The sequence below is a fragment of the Ligilactobacillus ceti DSM 22408 genome, assembly GCF_000423245.1.
GTDB classification, from domain to species: Bacteria; Bacillota; Bacilli; order Lactobacillales; family Lactobacillaceae; genus Ligilactobacillus; species Ligilactobacillus ceti.
Window position 1 is genome coordinate 690,210 of the sequence record NZ_KE383993.1, and the last position, 16,271, is coordinate 706,480.

General features: G+C 34.9%; 18 protein-coding genes. 2 read left to right on the forward strand and 16 right to left on the reverse strand.

The window, feature by feature from the left end; genetic code table 11:
* Positions 1–53 precede the first annotated feature (53 nt).
* The 15 genes from murA to G540_RS0106275 form a co-directional block, all read right to left on the reverse strand.
* Complete coding sequence (gene murA / locus G540_RS0106205) at positions 54–1,355, reverse strand: UDP-N-acetylglucosamine 1-carboxyvinyltransferase (RefSeq protein WP_027107403.1); 1,302 nt, start codon at positions 1,353–1,355, stop codon at positions 54–56.
* A gap of 34 nt (positions 1,356–1,389) precedes the next feature.
* A complete protein-coding gene (locus G540_RS0106210) occupies positions 1,390–1,626 on the reverse strand; it encodes a DUF1146 family protein (protein ID WP_027107404.1) in 237 nt (78 codons plus the stop codon).
* Positions 1,627–1,760: 134 nt separating this feature from the next.
* Entirely contained in the window at positions 1,761–2,180 is a 420-nt protein-coding gene (locus G540_RS0106215; RefSeq protein ID WP_027107405.1) for a F0F1 ATP synthase subunit epsilon, read from the reverse strand.
* Positions 2,181–2,197: 17 nt separating this feature from the next.
* On the reverse strand, positions 2,198–3,598 hold the full coding sequence (atpD, locus tag G540_RS0106220; RefSeq protein WP_027107406.1) for a F0F1 ATP synthase subunit beta: 1,401 nt from the start codon (positions 3,596–3,598) through the stop codon (positions 2,198–2,200).
* 20 nt (positions 3,599–3,618) lie between these two features.
* The gene (locus tag G540_RS0106225; RefSeq protein WP_027107407.1) at positions 3,619–4,623 is read right to left on the reverse strand and encodes a F0F1 ATP synthase subunit gamma; all 1,005 of its coding nucleotides are present in this window, start codon (positions 4,621–4,623) and stop codon (positions 3,619–3,621) included.
* Between the two features lie 19 nt (positions 4,624–4,642).
* On the reverse strand, positions 4,643–6,154 hold the full coding sequence (gene atpA, locus G540_RS0106230) for a F0F1 ATP synthase subunit alpha (protein ID WP_027107408.1): 1,512 nt from the start codon (positions 6,152–6,154) through the stop codon (positions 4,643–4,645).
* A 21-nt stretch (positions 6,155–6,175) separates the two neighbouring features.
* Positions 6,176–6,718: an ATP synthase F1 subunit delta gene (gene atpH / locus G540_RS0106235; RefSeq protein ID WP_027107409.1), complete on the reverse strand. Its 543-nt coding sequence runs from the start codon at positions 6,716–6,718 to the stop codon at positions 6,176–6,178.
* Positions 6,705–7,226: a F0F1 ATP synthase subunit B gene (gene atpF / locus G540_RS0106240; protein WP_027107410.1), complete on the reverse strand. Its 522-nt coding sequence runs from the start codon at positions 7,224–7,226 to the stop codon at positions 6,705–6,707. Before atpF ends, atpH begins: the two co-directional genes overlap by 14 nt.
* 61 nt (positions 7,227–7,287) lie before the next feature.
* Positions 7,288–7,515 (reverse strand): F0F1 ATP synthase subunit C, encoded by a 228-nt coding sequence (atpE, locus tag G540_RS0106245; RefSeq protein ID WP_027107411.1) that lies wholly within the window; start codon positions 7,513–7,515, stop codon positions 7,288–7,290.
* 33 nt (positions 7,516–7,548) lie between these two features.
* The gene (gene atpB, locus G540_RS0106250; RefSeq protein WP_027107412.1) at positions 7,549–8,262 is read right to left on the reverse strand and encodes a F0F1 ATP synthase subunit A; all 714 of its coding nucleotides are present in this window, start codon (positions 8,260–8,262) and stop codon (positions 7,549–7,551) included.
* 485 nt (positions 8,263–8,747) lie between these two features.
* Positions 8,748–9,377 carry a uracil phosphoribosyltransferase gene (gene upp, locus G540_RS0106255; RefSeq protein ID WP_027107413.1) on the reverse strand — a complete coding sequence of 210 codons (630 nt, stop codon included), beginning with the start codon at positions 9,375–9,377 and terminating at the stop codon, positions 8,748–8,750.
* A gap of 72 nt (positions 9,378–9,449) precedes the next feature.
* Complete coding sequence (locus G540_RS0106260; protein ID WP_027107414.1) at positions 9,450–10,466, reverse strand: L-threonylcarbamoyladenylate synthase; 1,017 nt, start codon at positions 10,464–10,466, stop codon at positions 9,450–9,452.
* A gap of 15 nt (positions 10,467–10,481) precedes the next feature.
* Positions 10,482–11,312 carry a peptide chain release factor N(5)-glutamine methyltransferase gene (prmC, locus tag G540_RS0106265; protein WP_342341129.1) on the reverse strand — a complete coding sequence of 277 codons (831 nt, stop codon included), beginning with the start codon at positions 11,310–11,312 and terminating at the stop codon, positions 10,482–10,484.
* A gap of 1 nt (position 11,313) precedes the next feature.
* Positions 11,314–12,399 (reverse strand): peptide chain release factor 1, encoded by a 1,086-nt coding sequence (prfA, locus tag G540_RS0106270; protein WP_027107416.1) that lies wholly within the window; start codon positions 12,397–12,399, stop codon positions 11,314–11,316.
* 23 nt (positions 12,400–12,422) lie between these two features.
* The gene (locus G540_RS0106275; RefSeq protein WP_027107417.1) at positions 12,423–12,995 is read right to left on the reverse strand and encodes a thymidine kinase; all 573 of its coding nucleotides are present in this window, start codon (positions 12,993–12,995) and stop codon (positions 12,423–12,425) included.
* 198 nt (positions 12,996–13,193) lie between these two features.
* Between G540_RS0106275 and G540_RS0106280 the strand changes: the two genes are divergently transcribed.
* The gene (locus tag G540_RS0106280; protein WP_027107418.1) at positions 13,194–14,537 is read left to right on the forward strand and encodes a Mur ligase family protein; all 1,344 of its coding nucleotides are present in this window, start codon (positions 13,194–13,196) and stop codon (positions 14,535–14,537) included.
* A gap of 3 nt (positions 14,538–14,540) precedes the next feature.
* A complete protein-coding gene (locus G540_RS0106285; protein WP_027107419.1) occupies positions 14,541–15,248 on the forward strand; it encodes a type 1 glutamine amidotransferase in 708 nt (235 codons plus the stop codon).
* Between the two features lie 59 nt (positions 15,249–15,307).
* On the opposite strand, the gene manA is transcribed toward G540_RS0106285, so the two are convergent.
* Entirely contained in the window at positions 15,308–16,267 is a 960-nt protein-coding gene (manA, locus tag G540_RS0106290) for a mannose-6-phosphate isomerase, class I (RefSeq protein WP_027107420.1), read from the reverse strand.
* Positions 16,268–16,271 lie beyond the last annotated feature (4 nt).

Genomic DNA, 16,271 nt, shown 5'->3' on the forward strand with positions numbered 1-16,271 from the left:
TATTAACTAACAAAAATTTGTTAGTTAATAGCTTTTTTATTTAATCATTCTTATTAAACAACTGGTGTTTTAATTTGATATTCAGTATCAACCACATCATTAATTCGTTTAATATCTGCACCTAATTTAGCTAATTTTTCATGGAATTTATAATATCCACGATCTAAATAATCTAAATGTGTAACTTGCGTAATATTTTCAGCAACTAAACCTGATAAGACTAAGGCAGCTGCTGCACGTAAATCTGTAGCTGCTACTTCAGCACCATTTAGTTTAGCAGGTCCCACCATCACAACTGAATTACCTTCAATTCTAAAATTAGCATTCATCCGACGTAATTCTTCTAAATGCATAAACCGATTTTCAAAAACAGTTTCTGTTAACATACTTGTACCATTTGCCATAATTTGTAAAATGGTCATTTGTGGTTGCATATCTGTTGGAAAACCTGGGTGTGGTAATGTTTTAACATTAACTGGTTTTAATTCTTTTGGTCCAATAATACGTAAGCCGTTTTCTTCTTCTTGAACTTTAATTCCCATTTGTTTCATTTTTGAAATTAATGGTTTGTTATGTTCAGCAATGGCTCCTTTAACTAAAACATTCCCTTGTGTTAATCCCGCAGCAACCATAAATGTTCCTGCTTCAATACGATCCTGAATAATTGAATGTTCAACACCGTATAATTCTTCCACACCTTCAATTTTTAATGTTTCTGTACCAGCACCTTTGATTTTTGCACCCATTTTATTTAAAACATTAGCTAAATCAACAATTTCTGGTTCTCGTGCTACATTTTCAATAACAGTTGTACCTTTAGCTAAAGTGGCAGCCATCATAATATTTTGTGTAGCTCCCACGCTTGGAAAGTCTAAATAAATATTAGCACCTTGCAACCGATCTACTGTAGCTTCAATATAACCATCATGACGAGAAATTTTTGCACCCATCGCTTCTAAACCTTTTAAATGTAAATCGATTGGACGAGTTCCAATCGCACATCCACCCGGCATAGCTACTTTTGCATGACCTAAACGTGCCAATAACGGTCCTAAAACAACAATCGAAGCACGCATTTTCGCAACGTATTTAAATGGTGTTTCATAAGAAATATCATTTGTTGCATCCAAAACAACTGTTTTATTTACTTCATCCATGCCAACTTGCACATTTAAAAAGCGCAATACATTATTCATAGTATAAACATCTGATAACATTGGTACATTATGTAAAACTAAACGACCACTTGTTGGTAAAATACTAGCTGCTAAAATTGGTAAAACGGCATTTTTTGCCCCTTCAATTTCAACTTCACCAACTAAACGTTTTCCTCCACGTACAATAATTTTTTCCAAATTATTCTCCTCCACACTCTCTAACTAATTATTTTTAGTATAAATACATTAAATTTCGTACATTATCAATAAAACTTAAAAAGAATTCACTGCAACCATAGCCAATCGCTACAGAAAGCATAATTATTATCAATTTGAATTTCGTTTGTTTTTCAGGTGTAATTCTAAAATATCGTTCTAATTGTAAACTTTGAATTCCACTAAAAGCAGCTGCTATAAATACAAAATAACTTACTATTCTAATAACTGCCATAAATCCTACTGTTTTCATAATTACATTCCTTCACTCAAAAACTTATCCATACTTTATAATATCACAATTCAACTATATGAGTCATTGATTTTACTTAATTTTAGAAACAAAAAAAGCCTTAGATTTTTTTCAAAATCTAAGGCTTTTTGTTTTTAGTTGTTTGTTAATTTCAAACGGTTAATAGCACGTCTTAAAGCAATTTCAGCACGACGCAAATCATTAATATCTTTAGATACTTTCGCATCTTGGATATGTTTCAATGCACGTTCACGAGCTGCTTTAGCACGTTCAACATCAATGTCTTCGACACATTCTGCTGCAGAGGCCACAACGTTTAAAACATTATCAGAAAATTCAATAAAACCACCTGTTACAGCAATTTCTTCAACTGAATCATCTTCTTTTCTAATTTTAACAACATCAATAGCTAAACTAGCTAAGATTGGAACACGATTAGGCATAAAACCAATCGAACCTTTAGTAGTTGTACAAATTACTGATTTACCTGTACCTTCATAGATACGGCCATCAGGAGTAACAACGTTAACAGTCAAAACATTCGCCTTGCTCATTAGACGTTACCTCCCTCTTATTCAGCTAATTCTTTTGCCTTTTCTACTGCATCTTCAATTGGACCAACTGAACGGAATGCTTCTTCTGGTAATTCATCATAATCACCAGCTAAGATTCCCTTAAAGCCCTTAATTGTTTCCTTAACAGGAACATAAGAACCAGGTTGACCTGTAAATTGTTCCGCTACGTGAAGGTTTTGTGATAAGAAGAATTGAACACGACGTGCACGAGCAACGACAAGTTTTTCTTCATCAGATAATTCATCCATACCTAAGATAGAGATGATATCTTGCAATTCACGATAGCGTTGTAAAATATGTTGAACTTCTGTAGCTACAGCATAGTGATCTTCACCCACGATTTCAGGACTTAACGCACTAGATGTAGAAGCAAGCGGATCAACAGCTGGATAAATACCAATCTGTGTTAACGCACGTTCTAAGTTAGTTGTTGCATCCAAGTGAGCGAATGTTGTTGCTGGAGCAGGATCAGTATAGTCATCGGCTGGAACATATACAGCTTGAATAGATGTAACTGAACCTTTTTTAGTAGAAGTAATACGTTCTTGTAATTGACCCATTTCAGTAGCCAATGTAGGTTGGTAACCTACGGCTGATGGAATACGACCTAATAACGCAGATACTTCAGAACCGGCTTGTGTAAAGCGGAAAATATTATCAATAAATAATAATACGTCTTGGCCTTGCACATCACGGAAATATTCCGCAATTGTTAAACCAGTTAAAGCAACACGCATACGAGCTCCAGGTGGCTCGTTCATTTGGCCAAATACCATGGCTGTTTTTGAAAGAACTCCAGAGTCTTTCATTTCGAAATAAAGGTCATTACCTTCACGTGTACGTTCCCCAACACCACTGAACACGGAAATACCGTTATGTTCTTGCGCGATATTGTGGATTAATTCTTGGATTAAAACAGTTTTACCAACTCCGGCACCACCGAAGAGACCGATTTTACCACCCTTGATATAAGGGGCTAATAAATCGATAACTTTGATACCTGTTTCCAAGATTTCTGTACTTGTACTTAATTCATCATAAGCAGGTGCAGCCCGGTGAATAGGGTTACGTTCTGCATCCTTACCAAATACTGGACCATCATCGATTGGATCTCCCAACACGTTAAATACACGTCCAAGAGTAGCTTCACCAACAGGTACGCTAATAGCTGCACCTGTATCCACAACTTCTGCTCCACGTTGCAAACCATCGGTAGAATCCATGGCGATTGCACGCATGACACCATCACCAAGTTCAAGCGCAACTTCGATAACTAAATTAGAGCCATCGGCACGTGTTACATTTAAAGCATTGTTGATTTGTGGCAAAGCTTGATCTAGAGGAAATTGTACGTCGACGACTGGCCCGATAACTTGAATTACTTTACCAGAACTCATTCATTAATTCCTCCCGTTTTTTATTCAATTGCCGCTTGGGCACCTGTAATTTCTGTGATTTCAGTTGTAATAGCTGCTTGACGAGCACGGTTGTACTGTAATTGCAATGTTGAAATAATATCATTTGCATTATCAGTAGCAGATCTCATCGCATTAGCACTTGAAGCATGTTCAGCTGTTTTAGCATCTAAAATAGCTCCATAAACTAAACTTTCAGCATATTGAGGTAAGACAATTTCTAAAATTTCTTCTTCAGAAGGTTCTGTTTCATAAAACGCTTCTTCATCAGATTGCTGTTGATTATCATCTTCATGTTTATCTTCAGCTTTAGTATCTACACCTAAATTTTCTTCCGTAATTGGTAACATTCTTTCTGAACGGAATTCAGAAGTTAACATATTAACAAAGTGGTTATAACAAACATGAAGTTCATCAAAAACCTCTTCGTTATACATATTAACAATTTCTGCTACCAACGGACGAATTTCCCGGAATGTTGGAACATCTGAAACACCGGTATATTCGTAAATCACACGATAACCACGTTTTCTAAAGAATTCTAAGCCAGTTCTTCCGATTGCGATAATTTCTAATTGATCATCCTCTAAATCGAGTTTTTCAATTAAATCCATTGTTTGTTTTAATACATTACTATTATAACCACCAACTAAACCACGATCAGAAGTAACAACAACAATACCAACATGCTTAACTTCACGTTGCTCTAACATTGTTAAACTGGTTTCTTCTTTGTTTTGTTTTTCGTTGCTAAGACCTTGTTCCTCATTTTCTTCACGAGCTTTACGTTCTTGATTTTGACGATCAGAAATAGCTGCTAAGAAATGTGATTCTGCAAGGTGGGTGATGACACTCTGGATCTTAGATGCATACACTTGATAACTTTTAGTCTGACCTTGGATCTGACTTAACTTAACAGTTGAAATCATCTGCATAGCACCAGTAATCTGGCCTGTCTTTTTAGTTGATTGAATCTTACGTTTGACTTCTTGTAACGTAGCAGGCATCAGCTTTCACCACCCTTTCTTAATCTTTGTTTGATTTGAAGGTTACTGCATATTCTTTGATTGCAGCATCCATCTTATCTGTATCTGGTAATTGACCAGTTTCAGCAATATGGTCAAGTAATTCTTTATGATTACCTTCGATATAAGCGAATAAACCATCTTGCCATGGAATAATATCTTCTACTTCAACATCATCCAAGAAGTTATGACCTAATGCATATAAAATCATTACTTGTTTTGCAACAGGTAGTGGTTCATGCAATGGTTGTTTTAAAACTTCAATTGTACGACGTCCACGATTTAATTTAGCTTGAGTAGCTGCATCTAAATCGGAACCGAATTGAGCGAAGGCTGCTAATTCACTATATGAAGCTAAGTCAGTACGTAAAGAACCAGAAACTTTCTTCATAGCTTTAATTTGCGCAGCACCACCAACACGAGATACTGATGTACCAGCATCAATCGCTGGACGAATACCTGAATAGAATCTGTTACTATCCAAGAAAATTTGTCCATCTGTAATGGAGATAACGTTTGTTGGAATATATGCAGAAACATCGCCTGCTTTTGTTTCGATAAATGGTAATGCAGTAATTGAACCGCCACCTAATTCATCATTTAATTTAGCAGCACGTTCCAATAAACGGGAGTGTAAGTAGAAAACATCCCCAGGATAAGCTTCACGACCTGGTGGTCGTCTTAAAATTAATGATAATTCACGATAAGCATCAGCTTGTTTTGTAAGATCATCATAAACGATCAATACATGCTTACCATTGTACATAAACTCTTCACCAATTGTTACACCGGCATATGGAGCTAACCATAATAATGGTGCTGGAGATGAAGGTCCTGCAGCTACAACAACAGTATAATCTAGAGCACCGTATTGACGTAATGTTTCTACCTGTGTTCTAACTGTTGATTCTTTTTGACCAATAGCTACATAAATACAAATCATATCTTGGTCTTTTTGATTAATAATTGTATCAATAGCAATTGAAGTCTTACCTGTTTTACGGTCACCGATTACCAATTCACGTTGACCACGACCAATTGGAACTAACGCATCGATCGCTTTAATACCAGTTTGTAATGGTTCACAAACTGATTGACGATCCATAACACCAGGTGCTTTGCGTTCAATTGGACGTGTTTTTGTAGTACGGATTTCTCCTAAACCATCAATTGGTTGACCTAACGGATTAACAACCCGTCCGATCATTTCTTCACCAACAGGGACTTCCATGATACGGCCCGTCCGTTTTACAGTATCACCTTCACGAATATTTTTGAATTCGCCAAGGATAACAATACCGACATCGTTTGATTCAAGGTTTTGAGCCATACCATATGTGCCGTTGCTGAACTCTAATAATTCACCAGCAATTGCATTATCGAGACCGTTTACACGAGCGATACCGTCCCCAACATAAGTAACTGTACCAACTTCATCAACTGTAAGTTCATCTTGATAGTTTGCTAATTGTTGTTTAATTAGAGAACTAATTTCTTCAGCTTTAATGCTCATAAAAGTCTCACCTCTTTAAAATCATTTTAATAACAGACGTTTGATGCGTTCAATCTTTGCTTTAACTGAACCGTCATAAATAGTGTTGTTCGCTTCTAAGACAACCCCACCAATAATTGATTCATCAATTGTTGGTTCAATGATTACCTTATTTGCATCAACAACATTAGCAAATGAAGAAGCGAGTCTTTGCTTTTGATCTTCATCTAATTCAACTGCAGTCGTTACTGATACACGAACTGTCTTGTCAAATTCATCGTTTAATCTGTTAAATTCTTCAATAACACCTTCTAAGTTAACTATACGCCCATAATCATAGAGCATATTAAGCAAATTAGTTGTTAACTCAGAAGTATTTTTAGTAATTTCTGTTAATAAGTCTCTTTTAGCTTGGTCGCTAATTTGAACACTTGTTAAAAATACTAATAATTCAGGTTCTTGATGCAAGGCCTTTTTTATCTCGTTTAATTCAGAAACTAGAATGGCACGATCACCCTTATCAAGGGCTACTTCAAATAAAGCCTTGCCATAGCGACGTGCAACTGATTCGTTATCTAGTTTCATTATGCTTACCCAACCCTTCGATATATGAATCGACTAGAGTCTCATGACCGCTAGCATTCAATTCTTTTTGAATGACTTTCGAAGCAATTTCAATAGATAATTCAGCCACATCGTTTTTAACGCCTTCTAATGCATCTTGACGTTCTTGTTCAATGTCTTTGCGAGCACGTTCTTTAAGTGCTGTTGCTTCTGAATTTGCAGAAGCAAGAATTGTTGCTTTTTGTTCTTCACCATTTTTCTTCGCACGATCAACGATCTGAGAAGCTTCAATATGTGAATCCTTGAGTGCTGCTTCACGCTGTTCTGCTAATTCAGCAGCTTTAATACGATTGCGTTCTGCAGAATCAATATCGTCAGCAATTTTTTCAGCACGTTTATCCATCATACCAGCGATAGAATCCCATGCGAAGTGTTTAATTGCCGCAATTAAAAGCAAGAATGTTACTAAATAAAACAGAAAGTCGCCCCATTGAACACCTTGAGCATCAAGTAAAAATGTTGAATTCATCTATTGACACCTCCCTCTAAATTTCAATAATCTTGACATCGTGATATTGACTTTAAAGGAATTATTTTTGTAATAACATGAAAGCAATAACGATAGCAATAATAGGAACAGCTTCGATCAAACCAACACCGATAAACATTGTTGTACGTAAACCGTTTTGGATTTCTGGCTGACGAGCCATACTTTCAACTGTCTTGGAAATAACTTTCGCGTTACCAAACGCTGTAGCAATAGCTGCACATGCAGCAATAACTGTTGCACCGATTAAAGCAATAACTGTTGTACTCATAATAAATATATCCTCCTTGATTGTCCTACAATATTATTCTACTTCGACCTTCTCTGACACATAAACCATAATCAACGTTACAAAGACATAGGCTTGGATAGTCCCGATAAATAGAGAGAATCCCTGCCAAATCATTTCTAATGGTATGGCTGGAATAGTGGTCCATATTCCTTTTGATTTAGCGAAGTGTCCGATTGTTGTTAACAGAACTTCACCTGAAAAAATATTACCGAATAGACGAAGAGCTACTGTTAAGAAGTTTGTGAACTGCTCAATCATGCTGATGGGGGCCATCATTGGCATAGGGCTCAAAAACGAATTCTTAACATATCCCCAAAGTCCGAACTTTTTAGCACCCACAAAATGAGCCATCGTTAATACGATAAAGGCTAATGTTAATGTTGTTAATGGAGATGCTGTTGGACTCTTGATGTAATGGATGTCGCCAATTGCAAATTCTATCATTAATCCTAACTGGTTAGAAACAAAGATAAACATAAACAATGTAAAGGCTAGCAGTCTAAACTGCCGTCCGATTTCATCAGGCATGGCACTCTTTACGATTCCGTTCGTAAAATCAATTAGAAATTCTAAGTAATTCTGTTTACCTGTTGGTTTCATTTTGACATCGCGTGAAAGCCAGAAAATAAAAGCAAAAACAACGAGTGCCGCTACCAAACCAGACAAAATATTTCCAACATTAAAAGGAATACCAAAAAGCTTCAAAACTAGAGCTTCTTCATTCACCAAGTCTCACCTCTTTTCCTTTTTTTATCGTTACGGTCTAACAAACATGGTCGAACCATAAAAACAGCTACCATCCGAGGTCAGGAATGCCCCGAATACAGTTAAAATAATAACATCATTTTAATAAAAATACAAAACCGTTTTCAGTAATCTTCATAAAAATAATGTTCTTTTTCATTAAAAAAACTATAAAAATCCCGCTTTATCATTGATATATCAATATTTTCTGTTGTTTAAAAAATGTTTTGTTTTTGTTAATTTTTTCTCATAATACTCTCTTATTTTAAATTTTCTCATAAAAAACAACCAAAAAACGATCATTTTTCACATTTAAATCAAGATCACAACAAAAAAACAGTTTCTATTACAAGTTAATCATTCAGTCCAATTCAAATTGAATCGTTCTTTTTAATTACTCATAACAAAAACTGTCATTTAATTCATATGATCATCAACCAAAAACTCATGATGATGTTATATCTAATTTATTTAGTACCGAAAAGTCGGTCACCTGCATCCCCTAAACCAGGAACGATATATCCATTTTCATCTAAACATTCATCTAAAGCTGCTGTATAGATATCAATATCAGGGTGTGCTTCTTGTAATGCTTTAATACCTTCTGGTGCAGATACTAAACATACAAAGCGGATAGAACGTGCGCCACGTTTTTTCAAAGCATCTACTGCCATGATTGCTGAACCACCTGTTGCTAACATTGGATCAACAACAATCATTTCACGACTTTCAAGATCTTCTGGCATTTTTACAAAGTATTCATGTGGTTTAAATGTTTTTTCATCACGATACATTCCCACGTGCCCAACTTTAGCAGCTGGAATTAAATCTAAAATACCATCTACCATTCCTAATCCAGCACGTAAAATTGGTACAATAACCACTTTTTTACCTGCTAAACGTTTTGTCGTTGCCACTTTGATTGGTGTTTTAACTTGTACATCTTCAGTTGGCATATCACGACTTACTTCATAAGCCATTAAGGCTGCAATTTCATTAACGCATTGTCTAAATTCACGAGTCCCACAATTTTCGTCACGCATAATTGTTAACTTATGTTGGATCAACGGATGGTCTAAGACTTGAAATTTTCCCATTATGAACAACACTCCTTTAATTTTCATTGCTACCTATTATATCAAAAATACCGTCCCTTTTGGAGATTTTTTTTAGTTTTCAAAAAAATAATTTCCAGCTGCTTTTTTCAACCGATTCATATAAGCTGCACCTACTCCTTTTTCAGGAAAACCTTGCACTAAAATATATTCCATTTCTTCTGGAAAATAACGTAATCCTTCAAATAATTTTTGCGTAGCTGTAGTTACATCTGTCCCCAAACTAAATAACTGGATTGAGTGAGATTTAGTAGAAATCTTCGTTAAAATATTTTCAGTTGCCATAACACCAAATTGGTGCGTGTTTTTTTGAGCCCATTCCAGTGCATCTGACCATTGATTTTCATTTACAATCACAACTTGAGCATCAGGCGCGTAATGTTTATATTTCATTCCTGGAGCTTTAGGTACTTCATTTATATCAACTTGTTTTTTCTCAGAATTAATTTCACATCCTAAAACACTTTCTAATTCTTCGACTGTAACAGCTCCCGGGCGTAAAACAGTTGGTGTTGCTGTACTTAAATCTAAAATAGTTGACTCGACACCAACTTGTGCAGGTCCATCGTCCACAATCCCTGCAATCCGACCTTCTAAATCATGCATCACATGCTGTGCAGTTGTGGGGCTTGGTTTTCCAGATGAATTAGCTGAAGGCCCAACTAATGGTTCACCAACTAAATGAATTAATTCTCTTGTGACGGGATTATTTGGCATCCGAAACGCCGCTGTTTTTAGCCCCCCTGTCACAACAGACGGTAAACTACCTGGTTTAATTTTGAAAATCAAAGTTAAAGATCCTGGCCAAAATTTTTCAAATAACAGATTTGCCTCAGCTGGTAAATCTAAAATATATTTTTTAGCCATCTCTACCGAATCAACAGTTACAATTAAAGGATTATCTGATGGTCGACCTTTTGCTAAATAAACTCGTTTTACTGCTTTTTCATTTGTGGCCACCGCACCTAATCCATAAACAGTTTCAGTCGGAAATGCAACCAATTCTCCCAAACGCAACTCATTAGCAGCTTGAGATAATTCATCTGTTTGATAATATTTTGTAATTAACATAGTATTTCCCTCCTTTTACATAAACTTAACTTTCAACATTCGATCATGACCATTAATATCTTTTTTTAAAGTTATTTGTGCTGTTGGATGATATTTTTCAAATAATGCAATTAAAGCTGGACCTTGTTGAAAACCAAACTCTAAATACAATTCTCCTTGCGGATTTAAATAAGGTTTAATTTCTTGAGCAATTCTACGATAAAAATATAAACCATCTTCTTTCGCAAACAATGCTCGTTCCGGTTCATATTGTAAAGTACTTTGATCCATATAACACTTTTCCTCTTCACTAATATAAGGAGGATTGGAAACAATTACATCATACTTATCTTTTAATGGCGTGAACAAATCACCAACTACACTTGTAATATCAATTGCTAACTGTTGGGCATTGGCTTGTGCTACAGCCATCGTTTCTGAAGCGATATCAGTTATCGTAACTTGCCAACCAGGTCTTTCACATTTTAAAGTTAAACCAATAGCCCCAGTCCCAGTTCCGATATCAGCTACTTTTAACACTTCGCCTGCATGGTCATCTAAAATCCACTCAACTAACTCTTCTGTTTCATATCTAGGAATTAACGTTGCTTCATTAGTTAGAAAATCTCTTCCAAAAAAACTAGCTTTCTTCAATAAATACTGTGCCGGATAATCTTGACAATATTTTTTGATATTTTCTTGAAATAAACTTAATTCAGAAGTTGTCATTTCAGTTTGATAATTCATCAATAAATCGGTTAATGACCAATTCATTTGACCTAACAATAATAAGTCTACTGCTTCATGATCTTTTTGATATTCATCTACATAAGAAAAAGCCCATTGCTGGGCTTGAAAAAATGTCATCTTAGTCATTCTTTAATTGCTCCATTGCTTGCGTTTGTGCATAAACAACTAAAGCATCAATTACATCAGCTAATTCACCATTCATAACCCGGTCAAGTTTATTAAGACTTAATCCAATCCGGTGATCTGTAACCCGGTTTTGTGGATAATTATATGTTCTAATCCGTTCAGAACGATCACCTGTCCCAACAGCTGATTTCCGGTTAGCAGCATATTCAGCTTGTTCTTTAGAAGCATAAAAATCATACACACGTGCTTTCATGATTTTCATAGCTTTTTCCCGGTTTTGTTGTTGTGAACGTTGATCTTGCATTGCAACTACAATCCCTGTTGGTAAGTGAGTTAAACGAACAGCAGATGATGTTTTATTAATATGTTGCCCACCAGCACCTGAAGCACGATAAACATCAACACGTAAATCTTTTGGATCGATTTCAATTTCAACATCTTCTTCTTCCGGCATAACAACAACAGTCGCTGTTGATGTATGAACACGACCGGATGATTCTGTTACTGGAATCCGTTGCACACGGTGTGCACCACTTTCGAATTTAAGTTTAGACCAAACTTTATTACCGTTAATTAATAACACGATTTCTTTAAAACCGCCCGCTTCTGTAACACGTTTATCTAAAACTTCAACTGTCCAACCTTGTGTTTCAGCATACTTTGTATACATTGTAAATAAATCAACCGCAAACAAACTAGCTTCATCACCACCGGCAGCCCCACGAATTTCCATAATAATGTTTTTGTCATCATTAGGGTCTTTTGGTAATAATAAAATTTTAATTTCTTCTTCTAATTGAGCTTTCATAACTTTGCTATCTGCTAATTCTTGTTTAACCATTTCTTTCATTTCATCGTCATCAAGACCAGCATTTAACATTTCTTCGTCATCACTAACAACTTGACTTACTTCGCGATATTCATTGTATTTTTCAACAGTTTCGCGTAAGTCGGCCATTTCTTTAGATAAGTTCATAAAACGTTTTGTATCAGAAATCACATCTGGATCAGATAATAATTCACCTAATTCTTCGTAATGATCTTCTAAAGCTTGTAATTTTTCAAATAATTCGTTCATCGTTTACTCCTTAATTCTTTATCTTACTTAATAATCGGATCTTTATAATGTTTACGGCAAACTGGATAATATGATTCATTACCACCAATCATAATTTGTTCACCCGCATAAACTGGTTTGCCATCATGCATCCTTAAATTCATCGTTGCTTTTTTATGACAGAACCAACAAATTGTTTTCATTTCTTCAATCTTATCTGCATATAATAGTAGATACTGAGAACCTTCAAACAATTCATTCATAAAATCATTCTTTAATCCAAAGGCCATCACCGGGATATCTAAACGATCAACAATTTCAGCCAACTCTAAAACATGATGTTTTTTCAAAAATTGTGATTCGTCAATTAAAATACACGCTGCCTTTGTATTCATTTTTTTAACTTCTTCAAAAATATTTGTTTCATCAAAAATCGGATATGCATCACGTCGTAAACCTACTCGACTGGACACTGTTCCTACCTTATCACGGTTATCTAAACCGCTTGTCATAATAATAACATCTTTATTTTGTTCTTCGTAATTATGTGCTACTTTTAAAATTTCAATTGTTTTACCACTGTTCATTGCACCATAACGGTAGAATAACTGCGCCACATTCACCACTCCAAATTTTTTCTTTACACTCCAGTATAGCTGATTTTGGAAAGAATTTCATCTGTACGAGAAAAACTTTTCTGATTATAATTAATTTTGTTTAAAATTGGTGCATTAAAAAGTCATTATGATATTATATTGATTGACACGTTTTTTGAAAGATTATCTAAATAAAAAACAAATCGGAGGATAAATACCATGTCATTAAAAAGTTCCCTAGCAATTACAGCAGGCCGTTTTTCACAATGGTTTTTAAAAACATTTACAAACGGCGGAACATCTTTTCCAGGTAAGCTAACATTAAAATTAGATCCTGAAGTTTTAAAAACACTCGCTAAAAATTATGAAGTGATTATTATTACTGGTACAAACGGAAAAACTTTAACAACAGCCTTAACTGTTAAAGTATTAAAAAACAAATATTCCCAAGTTCTTACTAACCCTAGCGGTTCAAATATGGAACAAGGTATCGTTTCAGCTTTCTTATCAAATAAAAAAGCTAAAAACGGAAAAAATATTGCTGTTTTAGAAACAGATGAAGCTAATGTACCAATTATTACAAATTATATTACACCAACTGCTTTTGTTTTAACTAATATTTTCCGTGATCAAATGGATCGTTTTGGAGAAATTTATACAACTAATAATTTAATTTTAGAAGGTATTAAAAAAGCTCCGCAAGCTACAATTATCGCGAACGGAGATACTCCTTTATTTAACAATTTAAACTTACCAAATCCCGTTCTTTACTACGGTTTTGATTATCAAGAAGAAAAGGAAACAACCATCCCAGCCAATACAGATGGCTTACTTTGTCCAAATTGTCAGCATGTTTTACATTATTTAAAACATTCCTATGCTAACCTTGGTCAATATTACTGTCCAAGTTGTGATTTTAAACGACCTAAACTAACTTATAAAGTAACCAGCATTCATAAACAAACACCAACATCTTCACAATTTGCAATTAATGGTCAACCAATTAATTTACACATTGGTGGTACTTATAATATTTATAACGCTTTAGCAGCCTATGCCGTGGGTCGTTTCTTAAATATCCAACCACAAAAAATTGCACAAGCACTCAGCGAAAACGATGAAAAAGTCTTTGGTCGCCAAGAAGTTATTAATGTTGATGGCAAAGAAGTAACTTTAATTTTAGTTAAAAATCCAGTTGGTCTTGATCAAGTTTTAGAAATGATTAGTACCACACCTAATACATTCTCTTTAGCTATGTTATTAAATGCCAATTATGCTGATGGTATTGATACAAGTTGGATTTGGGATGCGCAATTCGAAAAACTACCATTAGATAAAATCACTAATGTCATCACTGGCGGAGAACGCGTTAAAGATATTACATTCCGTTTAAAAGTTGCCGGTGTCCCTAGTCAAAAACTACAAACAGCATCTGATTTAAAAAATGTAATTGAACAAATTAAAACAGCTCCGACTAAAGATGTCTATATTTTAGCAACCTATACCGCCGTTTTACAATTACGTAAAGAATTAATTAGTCAAGGTTATATTAAGGAGGGATAATTCATGGCAAAATATCAATTAAATTTAGCTCATTTATACGGTGATCTTTTAAACACATATGGTGATATTGGTAATATTTTAGTTTTAGATTACTACGCTAAACAAATGGATGTCGCTATTACTACTGAAGTTATTAGTTTAGACCAACCTTTCATTCCGGATAATTTTGATTTAGTTTTCTTTGGTGGTGGCCAAGATTATGAACAAGAAATTGTTTCACGTGATATTCAAAATAAAAAGAATGATTTAATTCATTACATTGAAAACAATGGTCCCCTCTTAGCAATTTGTGGTGGTTATCAACTTTTAGGTCAATATTATATTGGTGCCAATGGTCAAAAAATCAAAGGGATTCACGCTTTAGATCACTATACTGACACACAAATTAACAATCGTTTTATTGGTGATGTCGTAATTGAAAATGAAGAAACACATCACACTTATCACGGTTTCGAAAATCATAACGGTGTAACTCACTTAGGTGCTAATGAACGTCCTTTAGGCATTGTGAAAAAGGGATATGGTAATAATGGTGAAGATCAAACAGAAGGTGCTATTTACAAAAATGTTTATTGTACTTATTTCCATGGACCAATTTTAGCGCGTAATGGCGAATTAGCTAAAGAAATCTTGCTCAAAGCTTTACATCGAAAATATCCCCAAGCTGATCTAACAGAACAAGAACAGCTTGTAATTAAACCAACGTACTAAACAAAAAAGTCTTTTAACAACCGATTTTCCTGCGGTGTTAAAAGACTTTTTATTTATCATTATTTATTAGGATAAGCTACAATTAATTCCATTTCACCTTGAATGGACCATTCTTTAATACCATTTGGTAAAATAAAATGTGTTCCCTTCGTTAATGGATAACGTTGCTGCGCAATCAACAATTCACCTTGTCCTGCAATGACAGAAACTAATGTATAAGGTCCTGTAGTCATTAAATTAGTGCGACCTTTGGCATTAGTTACTTTTTCAACTACAAAAAATTCATTTTCTACTAATTGTGTCACTTGCGCTTGATCAATTTGTGTCGTTTTAAAATCCAATACCGGTTCCACATCAGGAACTGTTGTTACATCTTTGGATTGTTGTAAATGTAAATCTCTTAATTGATGAGTTTTCGGATCAACACGATCATAATCATATACTCGATAAGTTGTATCACTGCTTTGTTGCGTTTCCAAAACCATGATTCCGGCGCCAATTGCATGCAGCGTACCACTTGGAACATAAATAAAATCGCCAGGATGGACTTCCTTTGTTTTTAATAAAGCATCCCATTCTTGCTGATCAATCATATTTTCCAATTCTGCTTTCGTCTTAGCATGATGACCATATACAATCTTAGCACCTGGTTCAGCGGCCAAAACATACCAACATTCTGTTTTTCCAAATTCACCTTCATGTTCCAAACCGTATGCATCATCTGGATGAACTTGGACTGATAAATCTTGTTTAGCATCAATAATTTTTGTCAACAATGGAAATTCACTAGCATGATTCTGATTCGCAAACAAACTTGGTTCTTTGTCCCACAATTCTCTCAAAGTGCAACCTTTATAAGGTCCATTTTTAACAACTGCCGGACCGTTCTTGTGCGCAGAAATTGCCCAACATTCACCAGTTGTCTTGCTAGGAATTTGATAATTAAATTCCGTTTGTAATTTTTGACCGCCCCACATTTTTTCTTGAAAATAAGGTTCTAAAAATAAAGGCTCTACCATAAAA

Excerpts from the sequence above, each read along its gene's own strand:
- G540_RS0106280 (WP_027107418.1), top strand. The coding sequence starts at position 13,194 with ATGTCATTAAAAAGTTCCCTAGCAATTACAGCAGGCCGTTTTTCACAA.
- atpE (WP_027107411.1), bottom strand. The coding sequence starts at position 7,515 with ATGAGTACAACAGTTATTGCTTTAATCGGTGCAACAGTTATTGCTGCA.
- manA (WP_027107420.1), bottom strand. The coding sequence starts at position 16,267 with ATGGTAGAGCCTTTATTTTTAGAACCTTATTTTCAAGAAAAAATGTGG.
- atpH (WP_027107409.1), bottom strand. The coding sequence starts at position 6,718 with ATGAAACTAGATAACGAATCAGTTGCACGTCGCTATGGCAAGGCTTTA.
- G540_RS0106210 (WP_027107404.1), bottom strand. The coding sequence starts at position 1,626 with ATGAAAACAGTAGGATTTATGGCAGTTATTAGAATAGTAAGTTATTTT.
- prfA (WP_027107416.1), bottom strand. The coding sequence starts at position 12,399 with ATGAACGAATTATTTGAAAAATTACAAGCTTTAGAAGATCATTACGAA.
- G540_RS0106285 (WP_027107419.1), top strand. The coding sequence starts at position 14,541 with ATGGCAAAATATCAATTAAATTTAGCTCATTTATACGGTGATCTTTTA.
- upp (WP_027107413.1), bottom strand. The coding sequence starts at position 9,377 with ATGGGAAAATTTCAAGTCTTAGACCATCCGTTGATCCAACATAAGTTA.
- G540_RS0106215 (WP_027107405.1), bottom strand. The coding sequence starts at position 2,180 with ATGAGCAAGGCGAATGTTTTGACTGTTAACGTTGTTACTCCTGATGGC.
- prmC (WP_342341129.1), bottom strand. The coding sequence starts at position 11,312 with ATGACATTTTTTCAAGCCCAGCAATGGGCTTTTTCTTATGTAGATGAA.
- G540_RS0106260 (WP_027107414.1), bottom strand. The coding sequence starts at position 10,466 with ATGTTAATTACAAAATATTATCAAACAGATGAATTATCTCAAGCTGCT.
- atpF (WP_027107410.1), bottom strand. The coding sequence starts at position 7,226 with ATGAATTCAACATTTTTACTTGATGCTCAAGGTGTTCAATGGGGCGAC.
- atpA (WP_027107408.1), bottom strand. The coding sequence starts at position 6,154 with ATGAGCATTAAAGCTGAAGAAATTAGTTCTCTAATTAAACAACAATTA.
- G540_RS0106225 (WP_027107407.1), bottom strand. The coding sequence starts at position 4,623 with ATGCCTGCTACGTTACAAGAAGTCAAACGTAAGATTCAATCAACTAAA.
- atpD (WP_027107406.1), bottom strand. The coding sequence starts at position 3,598 with ATGAGTTCTGGTAAAGTAATTCAAGTTATCGGGCCAGTCGTCGACGTA.